Below are 17,912 nucleotides of genomic sequence, written 5' to 3'. Positions count from 1 at the left end.
ATGGCGAATATGTTTGCCCTGATTCTGGTGATTGCCACACTGGTGACGGGCATTTTATGGTGCGTGGATAAATTCTTTTTCGCACCTAAACGGCGGGAACGTCAGGCAGCAGCGCAGGCGGCTGCTGGAGACTCACTGGATAAAGCTACGCTGAAAAAAGTTGCGCCAAAACCAGGTTGGCTGGAAACCGGTGCTTCTGTATTTCCGGTGCTGGCACTTGTGTTAATTGTGCGTTCATTTATTTATGAACCGTTCCAGATCCCGTCAGGTTCGATGATGCCGACTCTGTTAATCGGTGACTTCATTCTGGTGGAGAAATTTGCCTACGGTATTAAAGATCCTATCTACCAGAAAACGCTGATCGAAACCGGCCATCCGAAACGTGGTGATATTGTGGTCTTTAAATACCCGGAAGATCCAAAGCTTGATTACATCAAGCGTGCGGTTGGCTTACCGGGCGATAAAGTCACTTACGATCCGGTTGCGAAAGAGCTGACTATTCAACCTGGATGCAGTTCCGGTCAGGCGTGTGAAAACGCGCTACCGGTAACGTATTCCAACGTGGAGCCGAGCGATTTTGTTCAAACCTTCTCTCGTCGTAATGGTGGGGAAGCGACCAGCGGATTCTTTGAAGTGCCGAAAAACGAAACTAAAGAAAACGGTATTCGTCTTTCTGAACGTAAAGAGACACTGGGTGATGTTACACACCGCATCCTGACAGTACCTATCGCTCAGGACCAGGTAGGGATGTATTACCAGCAGCCAGGGCAACAACTGGCAACCTGGATTGTCCCGCCGGGCCAATACTTCATGATGGGTGACAACCGCGATAACAGCGCGGACAGTCGTTACTGGGGTTTTGTGCCAGAAGCTAACCTGGTGGGTCGGGCGACGGCTATCTGGATGAGTTTCGATAAACAGGAAGGCGAATGGCCAACTGGCGTTCGTTTAAGTCGCATCGGCGGCATTCACTAATTGTCGTTATCCGTTCACGTTGTCACTGTTATGGTGGCAACGTGAATTATTTATGAGATAAATCTCCCGTGGCTAACGACATCCCTTGTCGTTGTGTATAGAATATTCCCCCGAAGTTTCAGGTTGGCGCCTTCTGGTCGCCACGGCACACGAAACAGCGTTGGTCCCCATATACAGGTCAACTGAAACTGCTGAAAAGCTGTTAGCAGAACCCTGCATATCAGGTCTGTTTCGTGTGCTGAATTGTTGACGCATTTATTTATTGGTATCGCATGAACCCCATCGTAATTAATCGGCTTCAACGGAAGCTGGGCTACACTTTTAATCATCAGGAACTGCTGCAGCAGGCATTAACTCACCGCAGTGCCAGCAGTAAACATAACGAGCGTCTGGAATTTTTAGGCGACTCTATTCTAAGCTACGTTATCGCTAATGCGTTGTATCACCGTTTCCCGCGAGTGGATGAAGGGGATATGAGCCGGATGCGCGCCACGCTGGTACGCGGTAATACGCTGGCAGAACTGGCTCGTGAATTTGAGTTAGGCGAGTGCTTGCGTTTAGGGCCGGGTGAACTTAAAAGCGGTGGATTTCGTCGCGAGTCAATTCTTGCTGACACCGTTGAAGCATTAATTGGCGGCGTATTCCTCGACAGCGATATTCAGACTGTCGAGAAATTAATCCTTAACTGGTATCAAACTCGTCTGGACGAAATTAGTCCGGGCGATAAACAAAAAGATCCGAAAACGCGCTTGCAGGAATATTTGCAGGGGCGCCATCTGCCTCTGCCAACTTATCTGGTGGTCCAGGTACGTGGCGAAGCGCACGATCAGGAATTTACGATCCACTGCCAGGTTAGCGGCCTGAGCGAACCGGTGGTTGGCACAGGTTCAAGCCGTCGTAAGGCTGAACAGGCTGCCGCCGAACAGGCGTTGAAAAAACTGGAGCTGGAATGAGCATCGATAAAAGTTACTGCGGATTTATTGCCATCGTCGGACGTCCGAATGTTGGCAAATCCACATTGTTGAATAAACTATTAGGGCAGAAAATCTCCATCACCTCCCGCAAGGCGCAGACTACACGTCACCGTATTGTGGGTATCCATACTGAAGGTGCGTATCAGGCGATCTACGTTGATACCCCGGGCCTGCATATGGAAGAGAAGCGTGCCATTAACCGCTTGATGAACAAAGCGGCAAGCAGCTCCATTGGCGACGTTGAGCTGGTTATTTTTGTCGTTGAAGGCACCCGTTGGACGCCGGACGATGAAATGGTGCTCAACAAGCTGCGTGACGGTAAAGCGCCGGTGATTCTCGCGGTGAACAAAGTAGACAACGTGCAGGAGAAAGCCGATCTACTGCCGCACTTACAGTTTCTGGCAAGCCAAATGAATTTCCTCGATATCGTGCCAATCTCAGCCGAAACTGGGCTAAACGTCGACACTATCGCGGCAATTGTACGCAAACACCTTCCAGAAGCGACGCATCACTTCCCGGAAGATTACATTACCGATCGTTCGCAGCGGTTTATGGCCTCTGAAATCATTCGTGAAAAGCTGATGCGTTTCCTCGGTGCAGAACTGCCGTACTCTGTAACCGTGGAGATCGAACGTTTTGTCACCAATGAGCGCGGTGGTTATGACATCAACGGTTTGATTCTCGTTGAGCGTGAAGGGCAGAAGAAGATGGTAATTGGCAACAAAGGGGCCAAGATCAAAACCATCGGTATTGAAGCGCGTAAAGACATGCAAGAAATGTTCGAAGCGCCTGTCCACCTTGAGCTATGGGTGAAAGTGAAATCTGGTTGGGCCGACGATGAACGCGCACTGCGTAGTCTCGGTTACGTTGACGATCTCTAAGAGTTACACCGATGGAAGGCTGGCAGCGCGCATTCGTACTGCATAGTCGTCCCTGGAGCGAAACCAGCCTGATGCTGGACGTCTTCACGGAGGAATCGGGACGCGTGCGTCTGGTTGCTAAAGGCGCACGTTCAAAACGTTCTACCCTGAAAGGCGCATTGCAGCCTTTCACCCCCCTCTTGCTTCGTTTTGGCGGGCGCGGTGAAGTCAAAACGCTGCGCAGTGCTGAAGCCGTCTCGCTGGCACTGCCGCTAAGCGGTATCACGCTTTACAGCGGGCTTTACATCAACGAACTCCTCTCCCGCGTACTGGAATACGAAACACGCTTTTCGGAACTTTTTTTCGATTATTTGCATTGTATCCAGGCACTGGCAGGGATCACAGGTACGCCAGAACCGGCGTTGCGTCGTTTTGAACTGGCGCTCCTTGGGCATCTGGGTTATGGCGTCAATTTTACCCATTGCGCAGGTAGCGGTGAGCCGGTGGATGACAACATGACGTATCGTTACCGCGAAGAAAAAGGATTTATCGCCAGTGTGGTTATCGACAATAAAACCTTTACCGGACGGCAGTTGAAAGCGTTACATGCGCGGGAATTTCCTGACGCAGACACATTGCGCGCCGCGAAACGCTTTACCCGTATGGCCCTTAAGCCTTATCTTGGCGGTAAACCTTTAAAAAGCAGGGAACTGTTCCGGCAGTTTATACCTAAGCGGACAGTGAAAACATTTAATGACTGATGAGGATTGTCATGGCTGAATTACTGTTGGGCGTCAACATTGACCATATCGCAACGCTGCGCAATGCACGCGGTACTGCTTATCCGGACCCGGTTCAGGCCGCATTTATTGCCGAACAGGCGGGGGCGGACGGCATTACCGTGCATTTACGTGAAGATCGCCGCCACATTACAGACCGTGACGTGCGCATCCTCCGTCAGACGCTAGATACCCGCATGAATCTGGAGATGGCGGTAACTGAAGAGATGCTGGCGATTGCCGTTGAGACGAAGCCGCATTTCTGCTGTCTGGTGCCGGAAAAGCGTCAGGAAGTGACAACCGAAGGCGGCCTGGACGTCGCGGGTCAGCGTGACAAAATGCGCGATGCCTGCAGACGTCTGGCAGATGCCGGGATTCAGGTTTCTCTGTTTATCGACGCTGACGAAGAGCAGATCAAAGCTGCAGCAGAGGTGGGGGCACCATTTATCGAAATCCACACCGGTTGTTACGCTGATGCCAAAACGGACGCTGAACAGGCGCAAGAGCTGGCGCGAATCGAGAAAGCCGCGACCTTTGCCGCAAGCCTCGGTTTGAAAGTTAATGCTGGTCACGGTCTGACCTATCACAACGTGAAAGCTATTGCCGCTATCCCAGAGATGCACGAACTGAATATAGGTCATGCCATTATTGGTCGCGCAGTAATGACCGGACTGAAAGATGCCGTGGCAGAAATGAAACGCCTGATGCTGGAAGCGCGTGGCTAATGGCAATATTAGGTTTAGGCACGGATATCGTGGAGATCGCTCGCATAGAAGCGGTAATCGCGCGATCCGGTGATCGCCTGGCACGACGTGTATTAAGCGATAATGAATGGGAGATCTGGAAAACGCATCATCAGCCGGTGCGTTTTCTGGCAAAACGTTTTGCTGTGAAAGAGGCGGCGGCAAAAGCGTTTGGTACTGGGATCCGTAATGGCCTGGCATTTAATCAATTTGAAGTGTTTAACGATGAGCTCGGCAAGCCAAGACTACGGTTGTGGGGCGAGGCGTTAAAACTGGCAGAAAAGTTGGGCGTCGCACATATGCATGTAACGCTGGCAGATGAACGCCACTACGCTTGTGCCACGGTAATCATTGAAAGTTAAAAGCCCTTCCTGAATATCAAAAAAGTACCGTTCTTTTTAAAAAGTAAAACCCCCGAACAGGTAAGGAGCAGGGGGGTACTTTACTATTTTAATATTGTGCAGCACACGATTCCAACAGAAATGATTATGGAGCAGTTTAGTTGGTCTGTATAAGCAACTTGCAATTTCTGGCATAAAAATGCGAGCCGGGACGAAGAATTTAATATTGATGAGAAGATTAACGTGACCACTTTTTCATAAGTACATTAGAATTGGCGTCGTTATTGGAGATTTTGCTGTGTTCTACACTATATTACTGAATTCCCCCATTGAAACGAGTGGTGTCATCAAAGCTTGCGGCACTCGATTCCAGTAACTCGCACGTTCAGTTTTGGGGAGATGTAAGGGCTAATCTGAATGGCTGTATTCCTTGTTTAAGGAAAAACAAATGACGGATTGTCGATATACCTTATTAAACAGGGCATTAAAGTCGTCATTGCTATTTTACAGTTGATCCCTCTGTTCTTGTAACACCAGAAAACGTAATTAAGGCGCGTCGGGTGAACCCGCCGGGCGCGCCTTTAATAATGATAATTAAATGTCTGCGCAGATATTATGGGGTTTTATTTAATGAATGTGTTTATTAATGGCAACATAAAAATAAATATAATAATTTCGTTTTACAAGAGTAAATAATCAATATTCTGCTCCAGAAGCAAAATACTAAATTTTATCCGCGTGATGCATCAGCACAAACTTATCCCACAACTGTTCTTCCGTCTCGACATGCTCCGGATCTTTCACAATGGTATTGGGGATCGGACATACTTTCTGGCAGGTTGGCGTCTCGTAGTGACCTACGCATTCCGTACACTTATCGCTGTTAATCTCGTAGATGTGATCGCCCATTGAAATCGCCTCATTCGGGCATTCAGGTTCACACATATCACAATTGATGCATTTTTTAGTGATTAACAGCGCCATAAGGAAACTCTCAAAACAACACAAACCGGGCGGGCATTATACGCGCATTCTTTACTCAAACCAGTTTTTTCACCAGAGCCTCGCTGTGGCGAATGCGTTCTGGGGCTAACTCGAGATCTTGTTGTATCAGTGCAATAAATAGCAAATCCGTTAGCATTCCCTGAGCATGACATGCAGAGATCGAAGCACTGTTCGTCGCTTGTTCTTCGGCTATGGTATACAGGCAATGAGAAGCGCGCTGTTGCAGGGCATTGGGGGTGAAACCGGTGATGGCCAGCACTTTACCGCCCACTCGTAACATCTCATCTGCTGCCAGGTTTAACTCGCGCCGCACGCCCGTGTATGAGATGGCTAATAACAAATCGTCCGGCGATGAAGCCTGTACTGTAGCGAGTAACGCGTGCATATCACGCTCAGCGGCAGCATTAAAACCAATCTTCATCAGCTTCCAGGCAAAATTCTGCGCCACCAGGCCGGAAGCGCCAATGCCGGTCAGAATAATCCGCCGTGCAGAACGAAGCATCGCTACGCATTCATGTAGCTTCTCCTCACTATTGACGTTCAGTGTTGCGTACATGGCAGCAGTATTTTCTTTAATCAGTTTTTCGCCCACCAGCCGTAACGGATCATCACCACGAATTTGGTTATGAATGGGTACGGAGGGAGATTCCGGTTGGCTTGCCAGAGCTTCACTCAATGCCAGCTTTAAGGCCGGAAAACCTTTATAGCCGAGTTTTTGCGCGAACTTCACTACGCTGGACTGACTGACTCCGGCTTCGTTGGCCAGTTGTTGGGAGCTAAGGTGGCGGGCAGTGTCAGGTTGTAGCAGGAGATAGTCCGCCAGCTTTTTATCGCTCTGGGCAAGTCCCTGGTAACGCTGACGAATACGAAGTAAGCCGTTCATATCTTTCCTCGCGATGAATTAATGGCGACAACAGGCAATATGAGACACAAGCGAGCGAATATTATATTCCATCACAGTCAATTACCATGAATTAAAAATTCCAGTCAGCCATTATGCGATAGATTGATGCCGGAAAAGTGATGATCTATCTGTTAGGCTATGTAGTAGCAAAAATTAATCAGGATGTATCAGTCCAGAGGGGTATGGTTTGGCAACTCACGAGCGTCGTGTGGTGTTTTTTGACTTAGATGGAACATTGCATCAACAGGATATGTTTGGCTGTTTTCTGCGCTACTTACTGCGCCGCCAGCCGCAGAATGCGCTACTTGTTCTGCCGCTGTTGCCGATCATTGTCATTGCATTATTAATCAAGGGCCGAGCGGCACGCTGGCCGATGAGCCTGCTGCTATGGGGTTGTACCTTTGGTCATAGCGAAGCGCGTATACAGGCGTTGCAGGCCGATTTTGTGCATTGGTTTCGCGACAATGTTACAGTCTTTCCGCTAGTGCAGGAACGTCTGACCAGCTATCTGTTAAGTTCCGATGCCGACATTTGGTTGATTACCGGTTCCCCTCAGCCGTTGGTCGAAGCGGTTTATTTCGATACGCCCTGGTTACCACGCGTTAATCTTATCGCCAGTCAGATCCAGCGCGGCTATGGCGGCTGGGTGCTGACCATGCGCTGTCTCGGCCATGAAAAGGTCGCGCAACTGGAACGCAAAATCGGCACGCCGCTGCGACTTTACAGTGGCTATAGTGATAGTAACCAGGACAACCCGCTACTCTATTTCTGTCAGCATCGCTGGCGGGTAACGCCTCGCGGCGAACTCCAGCAACTGGAATAGAGTAACGCATAGCGTCCGTGTATAATGCGCCGCGCTTTTATAACCGGAGTTTTCTTTTTGTCTGAAGTCGAATTTAGTCACGAATACTGGATGCGTCATGCGCTGACGCTGGCGAAACGTGCCTGGGACGAGCGGGAAGTGCCGGTCGGCGCGGTATTGGTGCATAACAACCGGGTAATCGGTGAAGGCTGGAACCGACCTATTGGTCGCCATGATCCTACAGCTCATGCAGAAATCATGGCGCTGCGGCAGGGAGGGCTGGTGCTGCAAAACTATCGCCTGATCGACGCGACATTATATGTCACGCTGGAACCGTGCGTGATGTGCGCCGGAGCGATGATCCACAGCCGTATTGGTCGCGTGGTCTTTGGCGCGCGTGATGCGAAAACTGGCGCCGCCGGATCATTAATGGATGTACTTCACCACCCGGGCATGAATCATCGAGTGGAAATTACGGAAGGAATACTGGCGGATGAGTGCGCGGCGCTACTCAGCGATTTTTTCCGAATGCGCCGTCAGGAAATCAAAGCGCAGAAAAAAGCGCAATCCGCGACAGATTAATTTCGTTTCTCTTCACTTCCCTTCCTGGAAAACAGTAGAGAAGGGGAGTGCGTCAGATAATTAGATGACGACTGCGAAAGAAATGAGAGAAAGGGAAATTTTTCTTTACCCAATTCCGCTGGCGATACCGCCGGATAATCCTGAGCCAACTGCATCGCCGCTTCTGTTGCCTGCTTTTCTTTTTCTTGCAAGTAACCCACCAGGCTAATCTGGTACTTACGAATATTTTCTACATAAGCATAGGCTTCATGCCCACGTGCATAGCCGTAAGTCAGCTTGCTGTAATAGGGTTTCTGGCTAAGCAAAGGCAGACGTTGTTTAACATCGGCCCAGCTATCAGGATTACCTTTAGTTTTTGCCGTCAGGGCACGGGCATCCAGCATGTGTGCATAGCCCATATTATAGGCGGCGAGCGCAAACCAGATCCGCTCATTTTCTGGCACGCTTTCTGGCACTTTACTCATCATATTATGCAGGTAACGCGCGCCGCCGCTGATGCTTTGTTCGGCATCAGTACGGTCGGTAATGCCCAGGCTTTGCGCGGTATTTTTGGTTAACATCATCATGCCGCGCACGCCAGTCGGAGAAGTCGCCTGCGCGTCCCAGTGCGATTCCTGATAAGCTATCGCTGCCAGCAAACGCCAGTCAATTTCCTCGGCGTATTTCTCAAATAGCGGTTTTAACTGTGGCAGAACAGCATCAACGGCGCGTAAAAACGTGCGCGTATCGACATAATCAAAATCATTGCCATGCCCGAGATATTTCTCTTCAATACGCGCCAGTGTGCCGTCCTCATTCATTTCATTGAAGAAATCGAGCAGGGCAGCAGAAAGCGTATTATCGTTATCTAATTGACTAAACCAGGTCACGGGTTGTTCATCGGTAATATCCAGCGCCACGGCGAGTTCCGGGTGAACGCGCTGGAACAAGCTGATAGCGACAGAATCGGCAATGGTGTAATCCAGCTTACCTTCGATAACATCTTCCATTAACTCCGCAGACCCTTTTCTGTCGTCCACTTTCCAGCCTAATTCCGGGAACTTAGTCTCTTTCAGTTTTTGCAGATCATTAATGACAACATGCCCAGGTGCGACGGCCAACTTTTCCGCCGTCAGATTACCCAGCGTACGTGGTCGATACTGACCCACTTTATAGACCAGTTGTTGTGAAACGGAATAATAGGTTGGGCCGGGTTGATAATTTTTAACCCTTTCGCTGTTATAGACCAGCCCTGCAGCCAGCAGATCGGCATCACCGTTATCGAGATCGTCAAATAACTGGCTGATGTTCTGCCGCACGGTGACTTTCAGTTTAACGCCAAGATAGTCAGCAAACTGTTTGGCCAGTTCATAATCCAGCCCGAAGGGTTTGCCGTTGATTTCGTTCCAGGTGAGAGGTGTGTGAATAGTACTCACGCGCAACTCTCCCCGCGCTTGTATGGCGGCGATACGGTTGTCGGCTTTACCAAACCAGGGAATGGATGGCCAGAGAGCGACCGCGAGAAGCAGTGCCAGAATACCGATGAACAGATAATTAATCTTTAATTTTTTCAATTAGTTAATTCTCTGCGTCGTGCTTTTCCCTGCCTGAAAAATCGTAATAATGTAGAAAGGTTTCATCATAAATGAGCGGCATTTTGCGTAAACCCGCGCCAGTTGGCAACTTATTACAGATATTGGCGGCACGCGTTGCTAATCCACGGCGGCGATTTTATTTCCACGCAAACGGTTTCGTCAGCACGCCAGATTCTTTATAATGACGCCCGTTTCCCCCCTTTGGGTACACCGAAAGCTTAGAAGACGAGAGACTTATGATGGAAATTCTGCGTGGTTCGCCTGCACTGTCGGCATTCCGAATCAATAAACTGCTGGCACGTTTTCAGGCTGCCAGGCTCCAGGTTCACAACATTTACGCCGAGTATGTCCATTTTGCTGACCTCAATGCACCGTTAAACGATGATGAGCACGCGCAACTTGAACGCCTGCTGAAATATGGCCCGGCACTCGCCAGCCATGCCCCGCAAGGCAAACTACTGCTGGTGACTCCGCGTCCTGGCACCATCTCTCCCTGGTCTTCGAAAGCGACCGATATTGCCCATAACTGCGGGCTGCAACAGGTAAACCGTCTTGAACGTGGCGTTGCTTACTATGTTGAAGCCGGTACGCTGACTCACGAACAATGGCAGCAGATTACCGCTGAACTACACGACCGCATGATGGAAACGGTCTTTTTTGCGTTAGATGATGCAAAGCAGTTGTTTGCTCATCATCAACCGGCTCCGGTTACCAGCGTTGATTTGCTGGGACAGGGTCGTCAGGCCCTGATCGACGCTAACCTGCGTCTTGGTCTGGCATTGGCAGAAGATGAGATTGACTATCTGCAAGACGCTTTCACAAAGCTTGGTCGTAACCCGAACGACATCGAGCTTTATATGTTCGCCCAGGCGAACTCTGAGCACTGCCGTCACAAGATTTTTAACGCCGACTGGATTATCGACGGTGAACAACAGCCAAAATCGCTGTTCAAGATGATTAAAAACACCTTCGAAACCACACCAGATCACGTTCTCTCTGCATATAAAGATAACGCCGCCGTGATGGAAGGTTCCGAAGTAGGCCGCTATTTTGCCGACCATGAAACGGGGCGCTACGATTATCATCAGGAACCGGCTCACATCCTGATGAAAGTGGAAACCCACAACCACCCGACGGCAATTTCTCCGTGGCCGGGTGCGGCGACCGGTTCCGGTGGTGAAATCCGTGATGAAGGCGCAACCGGACGCGGCGCGAAGCCGAAAGCCGGCCTGGTTGGATTCTCCGTTTCCAACCTGCGTATTCCAGGCTTTGAACAGCCGTGGGAAGAAGATTTTGGTAAACCGGAACGTATTGTTACCGCACTGGACATTATGACCGAAGGCCCGCTGGGCGGCGCGGCGTTTAACAACGAATTTGGCCGTCCGGCACTGAACGGTTACTTCCGTACTTATGAAGAAAAAGTGAACAGCCACAATGGCGAAGAGCTGCGTGGTTATCACAAGCCGATCATGCTGGCGGGCGGGATCGGCAACATCCGCGCCGATCATGTGCAGAAAGGCGAAATCAACGTTGGTGCTAAGCTCGTCGTCCTCGGTGGTCCGGCAATGAACATCGGTCTTGGCGGCGGAGCAGCGTCTTCTATGGCTTCCGGTCAGTCTGATGCCGACCTCGATTTCGCTTCTGTACAGCGCGACAACCCCGAAATGGAACGTCGTTGCCAGGAAGTGATCGACCGCTGCTGGCAGTTGGGCGATGCAAACCCAATCCTGTTTATCCATGACGTTGGTGCAGGTGGTCTTTCTAACGCTATGCCGGAACTGGTGAGTGACGGCGGGCGTGGCGGTAAATTCGAATTGCGCGATATTCTTAGCGACGAACCGGGGATGAGTCCGCTGGAAATCTGGTGTAACGAATCCCAGGAACGCTACGTGCTGGCTGTTGCCGCCGATCAGTTGCCGTTGTTTGACGAACTGTGTAAGCGTGAACGCGCGCCATATGCGGTGATTGGTGAAGCAACCGAAGAACTGCATCTTTCTCTGCACGATAGTCATTTTGATAATCAGCCGATCGATCTGCCGCTGGACGTGTTGCTTGGTAAAACGCCGAAGATGACCCGCGATGTACAAACGCTGAAAGCGAAAGGCGACGCGCTGGTTCGTGAAGGGATTACTATTGCTGACGCGGTGAAACGCGTGCTGCATCTGCCGACCGTGGCAGAGAAAACCTTCCTCGTTACCATTGGCGACCGTAGCGTAACCGGCATGGTGGCGCGCGATCAGATGGTCGGTCCGTGGCAAATACCGGTAGCTAACTGTGCGGTTACTACCGCCAGCCTCGACAGCTACTACGGTGAAGCAATGGCAATTGGTGAACGTGCGCCGGTTGCGCTGCTGGATTTTGCCGCCTCTGCTCGTCTGGCGGTCGGTGAAGCGTTAACCAACATTGCTGCTACGCAGATTGGCGATATTAAACGCATCAAACTTTCCGCCAACTGGATGGCGGCGGCAGGTCACCCTGGTGAAGATGCGGGCCTGTATGAAGCAGTGAAAGCGGTGGGCGAAGAACTTTGTCCGGCGCTCGGCCTGACGATCCCGGTCGGTAAAGACTCTATGTCGATGAAAACCCGCTGGCAGGAAGGTAATGAAGAGCGCGAAATGACCTCCCCGCTGTCGCTGGTAATCTCTGCATTTGCCCGTGTGGAAGATGTGCGTCACACCATTACGCCGCAGCTTTCTACCGAAGATAACGCACTGCTGCTGATTGACCTCGGCAAAGGCAATAACGCGCTGGGCGCAACGGCGCTGGCGCAGGTATATCGTCAGCTTGGCGATATACCGGCAGATGTGCGCGATGTTGCTCAACTGAAAGGTTTCTACGACGCCATTCAGGCGCTGGTCGCCCAACGTAAGCTGCTCGCCTACCACGATCGTTCTGACGGTGGCCTGTTGGTGACGCTGGCGGAAATGGCGTTTGCCGGTCATTGCGGCATTGAAGCAGATATCGCAACTCTGGGTGAAGATCGCCTGGCCGCGTTGTTTAACGAAGAGCTGGGGGCGGTGATTCAGGTACGCGCTGCAGACCGTGAAGCCGTAGAAGGCGTACTGGCACAGCACGGACTTGCTGATTGTGTCCATTATGTCGGTCAGGCTGTTTCTGGTGACCGTTTTGTGATTACGGCCAACGGGCAGGCTGTATTCAGCGAAAGTCGCACCACGTTGCGTGTCTGGTGGGCAGAAACCACCTGGCAGATGCAGCGTCTGCGTGACAATCCGGAGTGTGCCGATCAGGAACACCAAGCGAAATATAACGATGCCGATCCGGGTCTGAATGTGAAATTGTCGTTCGATATCAACGAAGATGTGGCGGCACCGTTTATTGCCACTGGCGCGCGCCCGAAAGTTGCTGTGCTGCGTGAGCAGGGTGTGAACTCGCATGTTGAAATGGCGGCAGCGTTCCACCGTGCGGGCTTCGATGCTATCGACGTGCATATGAGCGACCTGCTGGCTGGACGCACTGGCCTGGAGGATTTCCACGCCCTGGTCGCGTGCGGTGGTTTCTCCTACGGTGACGTGCTGGGCGCAGGTGAAGGTTGGGCGAAGTCTATCCTGTTCAACGACCGTGTGCGCGATGAGTTTGCAACCTTCTTCCATCGTCCGCAAACGCTGGCGCTGGGGGTATGTAACGGTTGCCAGATGATGTCTAATCTGCGTGAATTGATCCCTGGTAGTGACCTGTGGCCACGTTTTGTGCGTAACACCTCCGATCGCTTTGAAGCGCGTTTCAGTCTGGTTGAAGTGACCCAAAGCCCGTCACTGCTGTTGCAGGGGATGGTAGGTTCACAGATGCCGATAGCTGTTTCTCACGGTGAAGGGCGCGTGGAAGTGCGTGACGCTGCGCATCTGGCGGCACTGGAAAGCAAAGGGCTGGTGGCGCTGCGCTATGTTGATAACTTTGGTAAAGTCACTGAAACTTACCCGGCTAACCCGAACGGTTCCCCGAACGGCATTACGGCGGTCACGACTGAAAGCGGTCGTGTCACCATCATGATGCCGCACCCGGAACGTGTTTTCCGCACTGTCAGCAACTCCTGGCACCCGGAAAACTGGGGTGAGGATAGCCCGTGGATGCGTATTTTCCGCAATGCGCGTAAGCAGTTGGGGTAAGACTGCGGGTATTTTACGCAACGCATTGGTTTTACAGGCCGGATAAGGCGTTTACGCCGCATCCGGCATTAAACACCAACCATTATCATATGCTCCCAACTCCGGGAGCTTTTTTGTGTCTGTAAATCACGACAATGGGTGGTTTACCGTGTCGCTTATTGGCGACATTTAACCTGTTGATTTTATTTAAGACTAATAATTTTATCTTTAACCGTCTCTTTTAGGCGACACAACGGCTGATTTATAGTCAAATCGTGAAGCACTCATAAACCTATCAAAACAACGTACAATCAGTACGTTATCAAACTATTTTGTTTATTGGCACAGTTAATGCATAATAGTAAACAGTGGCTCATTCACCCACTTATGTCAGCCCCTTCGGGACGTGCTACATAAAAACCGAATGACGCACAACAAGGTGCCTGCCGTCCAACTTCTGATATCAGCGTAGCTATATCAACCATCGGGCGAAACGTCGAGTTAGGCACCGCCTTATTCCACAACAAAGCCGGGTAATTCCCGGCTTTGTTGTATCTGAACAGCCCCTCGGTTAGCATCACGTTATTCGCGTCTGACGAGAGTAATGCCTTGAAACGCTGGCCCGTTTTTCCCCATTCATTACGACAACTGGTAACGCTGGCATTCCTGCTGATCCTGCTGCCCTTGTTAGTGTTGGCATGGCAAGCCTGGCAAAGCCTGAATGTACTTAGCGATCAGGCGGCGCTGGTCAACCGCACGACGCTTATCGATGCCCGGCGCAGTGAAGCGATGACCAACGCGGCGCTGGAGATGGAGCGTAGCTACCGTCAGTATTGCGTGTTGGACGATCCCACCCTGGCGAAGGTCTACCAAAGCCAGCGCAAGCGTTACAGCGAAATGCTCGACGCCCACGCAGGCGTGCTGCCGGACGATAAACTCTACCAGGCATTGCGTCAGGATTTGAACAATCTCGCCCAACTTCAGTGCAACAACAGCGGCCCCGATGCCGCCGCTGCTGCGCGTCTGGAAGCCTTCGCCAACGCGAATACTGAAATGGTACAGGCCACGCGCACCGTGGTGTTCTCTCGTGGGCAGCAACTGCAACGAGAAATTGCCGAACGTGGGCAATATTTCGGCTGGCAATCGCTGGTACTGTTTCTGGTAAGCCTGGTAATGGTGCTGCTTTTCACACGGATGATTATCGGTCCGGTAAAAAATATTGAACGGATGATCAACCGATTGGGGGAAGGGCGTTCTCTGGGGAATAGCGTTTCGTTCAGCGGCCCTCGTGAATTACGTTCGGTCGGGCAACGAATTATCTGGTTAAGCGAGCGCCTGTCATGGCTGGAATCTCAACGCCATCAGTTTTTAAGACATCTATCTCATGAATTAAAAACGCCGCTGGCGAGTATGCGCGAAGGTACTGAATTACTTGCTGATCAGGTTGTTGGGCCGCTCACGGCAGAGCAGAAAGAGGTGGTGAGCATTCTCGATAACAGCAGTCGCAATCTGCAAAAGCTGATCGAACAACTGCTTGATTACAACCGTAAACAGGCGGACGGCGCGGTGGCACTGGAGAACGTCGAGCTTGCACCACTGGTGGAGATGGTAGTTTCCGCTCACAGCTTGCCTGCACGGGCTAAAATGATGCATACCGACGTCGATCTGCAGGCAACAGTTTGCCAGGCAGAGCCAATGTTGTTGATGAGCGTGCTGGATAATCTTTACTCCAATGCGGTGCACTACGGGGCTGAATCCGGTAACATTTGCCTTCACAGCAGCTTACATGGTGCGCGGGTTTACATTGATGTCATCAATACAGGTACGCCCATTCCGCAAGAGGAACGCGCCATGATCTTCGAACCCTTTTTTCAGGGAAGTCACCAGCGAAAAGGGGCGGTGAAGGGCAGCGGTCTGGGATTAAGCATTGCCAGGGATTGTATTCGCCGTATGCAAGGGGAACTGTATCTGGTCGATGAGAGCGGGCAAGACGTTTGTTTCCGTATTGAATTGCCTGCGTCAAAAAACACGAAATAATGCTAAGAGCCTATCCCATTAGGCTATTTTATTTGCCAGTTTGGCCCCGGGCAGTGCTCGAAATCCTCACGTACTACGTGTACGCTCCGGTTTCTTCGCGCTGTCCATGTCCAAACTTCCTGCAACAATTACGCCCACTGGGAAAGGCTCTAAGTCTGGTGAATATGCGACACATTTTTCAACAAATTTTGCCCCGGCGGCTATGGCTGGCGGGGTTGCCTTGTCTGGCATTGCTGGGTTGTGTGCAGAGTTACAATAAACCAGCTCTTAATACGCCAGCAGAAGAAAAAATTCCGGTTTATCAACTGGCTGATTATCTTCCTACTGAATGTAGTGACATCTGGGCGCTGCAAGGGAAATCAACCGAAACTAACCCGCTTTACTGGCTACGGGCGATGGATTGTGCCAACCGCTTAATGCCAGCGCAATCGCGTCAGGAAGCCCGCAAGTATGGCGACGGTAGCTGGCAAAATACCTTTAAACAGGGAATTTTGCTGGCCGACGCTAAAATTACGCCTTTTGAGCGCCGCCAGTTAGTTGCGCGCATTGACGCGTTAAGTACCGAGATCCCGGCGCAGGTTCGCCCGCTGTATCAGCTCTGGCGCGATGGTCAGGCGTTACAATTGCAACTGGCGGAAGAGCGTCAACGCTACAGTAAACTCCAGCAGTCCAGCGATAGCGAGCTGGATGCTTTGCGCCAGCAACATCACGTTCTACAGCAGCAACTGGAACTTACCACCCGTAAACTGGAAAATCTGACCGATATTGAACGTCAGCTCTCGACCCGTAAACCTGCCGGAAATTTCGCGCCGGACGCGACGCACGAGAGTGAAAAGCCCGCGCCATCTACCAATGAGGTCACCCCTGATGAGCCATAAACCTGCGCATTTATTATTGGTCGATGATGATCCCGGATTGTTGAAATTACTTGGTCTGCGCCTGACCAGCGAAGGCTACAGCGTGGTCACGGCGGAAAGTGGCGCTGAAGGGTTGCGGGTACTGAATCGCGAAAAAATAGATTTAGTCATCAGCGACCTGCGGATGGATGAAATGGACGGTATGCAACTGTTTGCCGAAATCCAGAAAGTGCAGCCGGGGATGCCGGTTATCATCCTCACCGCGCATGGTTCCATTCCCGATGCCGTTTCCGCGACACAGCAAGGCGTGTTTAGTTTCCTCACCAAACCCGTCGATAAAGACGCGTTGTATCAGGCAATTGACGATGCGCTGGAGCAATCCGCGCCAGCCACCGACGGACGCTGGAGCGAGGCTATTGTCACCCGCAGTCCGCTGATGCTGCGTTTGCTGGAACAGGCGAGGCTGGTAGCGCAGTCTGACGTTAGTGTGCTGATTAACGGCCAGAGCGGCACGGGGAAAGAGATTTTCGCCCAGGCGATCCACAACGCCAGCCCACGCAACAACAAACCGTTTATTGCCATTAACTGTGGCGCATTGCCTGAACAGTTGCTGGAGTCAGAACTGTTTGGTCATGCACGCGGCGCGTTTACTGGTGCCGTCAGCAATCGCGAAGGTTTATTCCAGGCGGCGGAAGGCGGTACGCTGTTTCTCGATGAGATTGGCGATATGCCCGCGCCGTTACAGGTAAAATTGCTGCGCGTGTTGCAGGAGCGCAAAGTCCGTCCGCTGGGCAGCAACCGCGATATTGATATCGACGTGCGGATTATTTCCGCCACTCATCGCGACCTGCCAAAAGCGATGGCGCGAGGTGAGTTCCGCGAAGATCTCTATTACCGCCTCAACGTTGTTAGTCTGAAGATCCCCGCACTGGCGGAACGCACGGAAGATATTCCGTTGTTAGCAAACCATTTATTGCGTCAGGCGGCAGAGCGACATAAACCGTTTGTCCGTGCGTTCTCCACCGATGCGATGAAGCGCCTGATGACCGCCACCTGGCCGGGCAATGTGCGCCAGTTGGTGAATGTGATTGAACAGTGCGTGGCGCTGACGTCATCTCCGGTGATTAGTGATGCGCTGGTGGAGCAGGCGCTGGAAGGAGAAAACACGGCGCTACCCACCTTTGTTGAGGCGCGTAATCAGTTTGAACTCAACTACTTGCGCAAGCTGCTGCAAATCACCAAAGGCAATGTCACCCACGCGGCGAGAATGGCGGGGCGCAACCGGACAGAATTTTATAAACTGCTTTCCCGACACGAACTGGATGCAAACGATTTCAAGGAATGAATTGGCGTAATGTGTTACGTTTAGCAGATCA

The 17,912-nt window shown here is 51.5% G+C and carries 15 protein-coding genes; 12 read left to right on the top strand and 3 right to left on the bottom strand.

What is annotated here, in order from left to right; all coding sequences use genetic code 11:
* The 6 genes from lepB (at nucleotide 1) to acpS (ending at nucleotide 4,693) form a co-directional block, all read left to right on the top strand.
* Entirely contained in the window at nucleotides 1–975 is a 975-nt protein-coding gene (gene lepB / locus A1WG_RS18265; protein ID WP_000002549.1) for a signal peptidase I, read from the top strand.
* A 272-nt stretch (nucleotides 976–1,247) separates the two neighbouring features.
* A complete protein-coding gene (gene rnc / locus A1WG_RS18270; RefSeq protein ID WP_001068343.1) occupies nucleotides 1,248–1,928 on the top strand; it encodes a ribonuclease III in 681 nt (226 codons plus the stop codon).
* On the top strand, nucleotides 1,925–2,830 hold the full coding sequence (gene era / locus A1WG_RS18275; RefSeq protein ID WP_000020738.1) for a GTPase Era: 906 nt from the start codon (nucleotides 1,925–1,927) through the stop codon (nucleotides 2,828–2,830). Before rnc ends, era begins: the two co-directional genes overlap by 4 nt.
* 11 nt (nucleotides 2,831–2,841) lie before the next feature.
* The gene (gene recO / locus A1WG_RS18280; RefSeq protein WP_000399390.1) at nucleotides 2,842–3,570 is read left to right on the top strand and encodes a DNA repair protein RecO; all 729 of its coding nucleotides are present in this window, start codon (nucleotides 2,842–2,844) and stop codon (nucleotides 3,568–3,570) included.
* Between the two features lie 11 nt (nucleotides 3,571–3,581).
* Nucleotides 3,582–4,313, top strand: a complete 732-nt coding sequence (gene pdxJ / locus A1WG_RS18285; protein WP_001516896.1) for a pyridoxine 5'-phosphate synthase — start codon at nucleotides 3,582–3,584, stop codon at nucleotides 4,311–4,313.
* Nucleotides 4,313–4,693, top strand: coding sequence for a holo-ACP synthase (gene acpS / locus A1WG_RS18290; RefSeq protein WP_000986026.1), 381 nt, complete (start codon nucleotides 4,313–4,315; stop codon nucleotides 4,691–4,693). The genes pdxJ and acpS overlap by 1 nt, the downstream gene beginning before the upstream one ends.
* A 702-nt stretch (nucleotides 4,694–5,395) precedes the next feature.
* On the opposite strand, the gene yfhL is transcribed toward acpS, so the two are convergent.
* On the bottom strand, nucleotides 5,396–5,656 hold the full coding sequence (gene yfhL, locus A1WG_RS18295) for a 4Fe-4S dicluster ferredoxin YfhL (RefSeq protein ID WP_001196284.1): 261 nt from the start codon (nucleotides 5,654–5,656) through the stop codon (nucleotides 5,396–5,398).
* Nucleotides 5,657–5,711: 55 nt separating this feature from the next.
* Nucleotides 5,712–6,560: a MurR/RpiR family transcriptional regulator gene (locus tag A1WG_RS18300; protein WP_001013776.1), complete on the bottom strand. Its 849-nt coding sequence runs from the start codon at nucleotides 6,558–6,560 to the stop codon at nucleotides 5,712–5,714.
* Nucleotides 6,561–6,768: 208 nt separating this feature from the next.
* Between A1WG_RS18300 and yfhb the strand changes: the two genes are divergently transcribed.
* On the top strand, nucleotides 6,769–7,404 hold the full coding sequence (gene yfhb, locus A1WG_RS18305) for a phosphatidylglycerophosphatase C (RefSeq protein ID WP_000190640.1): 636 nt from the start codon (nucleotides 6,769–6,771) through the stop codon (nucleotides 7,402–7,404).
* Nucleotides 7,405–7,461: 57 nt separating this feature from the next.
* The gene (tadA, locus tag A1WG_RS18310) at nucleotides 7,462–7,965 is read left to right on the top strand and encodes a tRNA adenosine(34) deaminase TadA (RefSeq protein WP_001516895.1); all 504 of its coding nucleotides are present in this window, start codon (nucleotides 7,462–7,464) and stop codon (nucleotides 7,963–7,965) included.
* Here the strand turns inward: tadA and mltF are convergent.
* The gene (mltF, locus tag A1WG_RS18315; protein ID WP_000734181.1) at nucleotides 7,962–9,518 is read right to left on the bottom strand and encodes a membrane-bound lytic murein transglycosylase MltF; all 1,557 of its coding nucleotides are present in this window, start codon (nucleotides 9,516–9,518) and stop codon (nucleotides 7,962–7,964) included. The two genes, tadA and mltF, sit on opposite strands and share 4 nt — an antisense overlap.
* Nucleotides 9,519–9,775: 257 nt before the next feature.
* On the opposite strand from mltF, the gene purL reads away from it, so the two are divergent.
* From purL to glrR, 4 genes are all read left to right on the top strand, one after another.
* A complete protein-coding gene (purL, locus tag A1WG_RS18320; RefSeq protein ID WP_001516893.1) occupies nucleotides 9,776–13,663 on the top strand; it encodes a phosphoribosylformylglycinamidine synthase in 3,888 nt (1,295 codons plus the stop codon).
* Between the two features lie 588 nt (nucleotides 13,664–14,251).
* Nucleotides 14,252–15,679, top strand: a complete 1,428-nt coding sequence (gene qseE / locus A1WG_RS18325) for a two component system sensor histidine kinase QseE/GlrK (protein WP_001516892.1) — start codon at nucleotides 14,252–14,254, stop codon at nucleotides 15,677–15,679.
* A 164-nt stretch (nucleotides 15,680–15,843) separates the two neighbouring features.
* Nucleotides 15,844–16,557 carry a two-component system QseEF-associated lipoprotein QseG gene (gene qseG / locus A1WG_RS18330; protein ID WP_001215851.1) on the top strand — a complete coding sequence of 238 codons (714 nt, stop codon included), beginning with the start codon at nucleotides 15,844–15,846 and terminating at the stop codon, nucleotides 16,555–16,557.
* Complete coding sequence (gene glrR, locus A1WG_RS18335; protein ID WP_001516890.1) at nucleotides 16,547–17,881, top strand: two-component system response regulator GlrR; 1,335 nt, start codon at nucleotides 16,547–16,549, stop codon at nucleotides 17,879–17,881. Before qseG ends, glrR begins: the two co-directional genes overlap by 11 nt.
* Nucleotides 17,882–17,912: the final 31 nt, after the last annotated feature.

Origin of the sequence: Escherichia sp. KTE96 (genome assembly GCF_000408525.1) — a bacterium.
In the GTDB taxonomy this organism is placed as follows: domain Bacteria; phylum Pseudomonadota; class Gammaproteobacteria; order Enterobacterales; family Enterobacteriaceae; genus Escherichia; species Escherichia marmotae.
This window is presented reverse-complemented; position numbering and strand designations above follow the sequence as displayed.

What these genes read in the sequence shown, in the direction of transcription:
- lepB (WP_000002549.1), top strand. Translation starts at nt 1, where the DNA reads ATGGCGAATATGTTTGCCCTGATTCTGGTGATTGCCACACTGGTGACG.
- rnc (WP_001068343.1), top strand. Translation starts at nt 1,248, where the DNA reads ATGAACCCCATCGTAATTAATCGGCTTCAACGGAAGCTGGGCTACACT.
- era (WP_000020738.1), top strand. Translation starts at nt 1,925, where the DNA reads ATGAGCATCGATAAAAGTTACTGCGGATTTATTGCCATCGTCGGACGT.
- recO (WP_000399390.1), top strand. Translation starts at nt 2,842, where the DNA reads ATGGAAGGCTGGCAGCGCGCATTCGTACTGCATAGTCGTCCCTGGAGC.
- pdxJ (WP_001516896.1), top strand. Translation starts at nt 3,582, where the DNA reads ATGGCTGAATTACTGTTGGGCGTCAACATTGACCATATCGCAACGCTG.
- acpS (WP_000986026.1), top strand. Translation starts at nt 4,313, where the DNA reads ATGGCAATATTAGGTTTAGGCACGGATATCGTGGAGATCGCTCGCATA.
- yfhL (WP_001196284.1), bottom strand. Translation starts at nt 5,656, where the DNA reads ATGGCGCTGTTAATCACTAAAAAATGCATCAATTGTGATATGTGTGAA.
- A1WG_RS18300 (WP_001013776.1), bottom strand. Translation starts at nt 6,560, where the DNA reads ATGAACGGCTTACTTCGTATTCGTCAGCGTTACCAGGGACTTGCCCAG.
- purL (WP_001516893.1), top strand. Translation starts at nt 9,776, where the DNA reads ATGATGGAAATTCTGCGTGGTTCGCCTGCACTGTCGGCATTCCGAATC.
- qseG (WP_001215851.1), top strand. Translation starts at nt 15,844, where the DNA reads ATGCGACACATTTTTCAACAAATTTTGCCCCGGCGGCTATGGCTGGCG.
- glrR (WP_001516890.1), top strand. Translation starts at nt 16,547, where the DNA reads ATGAGCCATAAACCTGCGCATTTATTATTGGTCGATGATGATCCCGGA.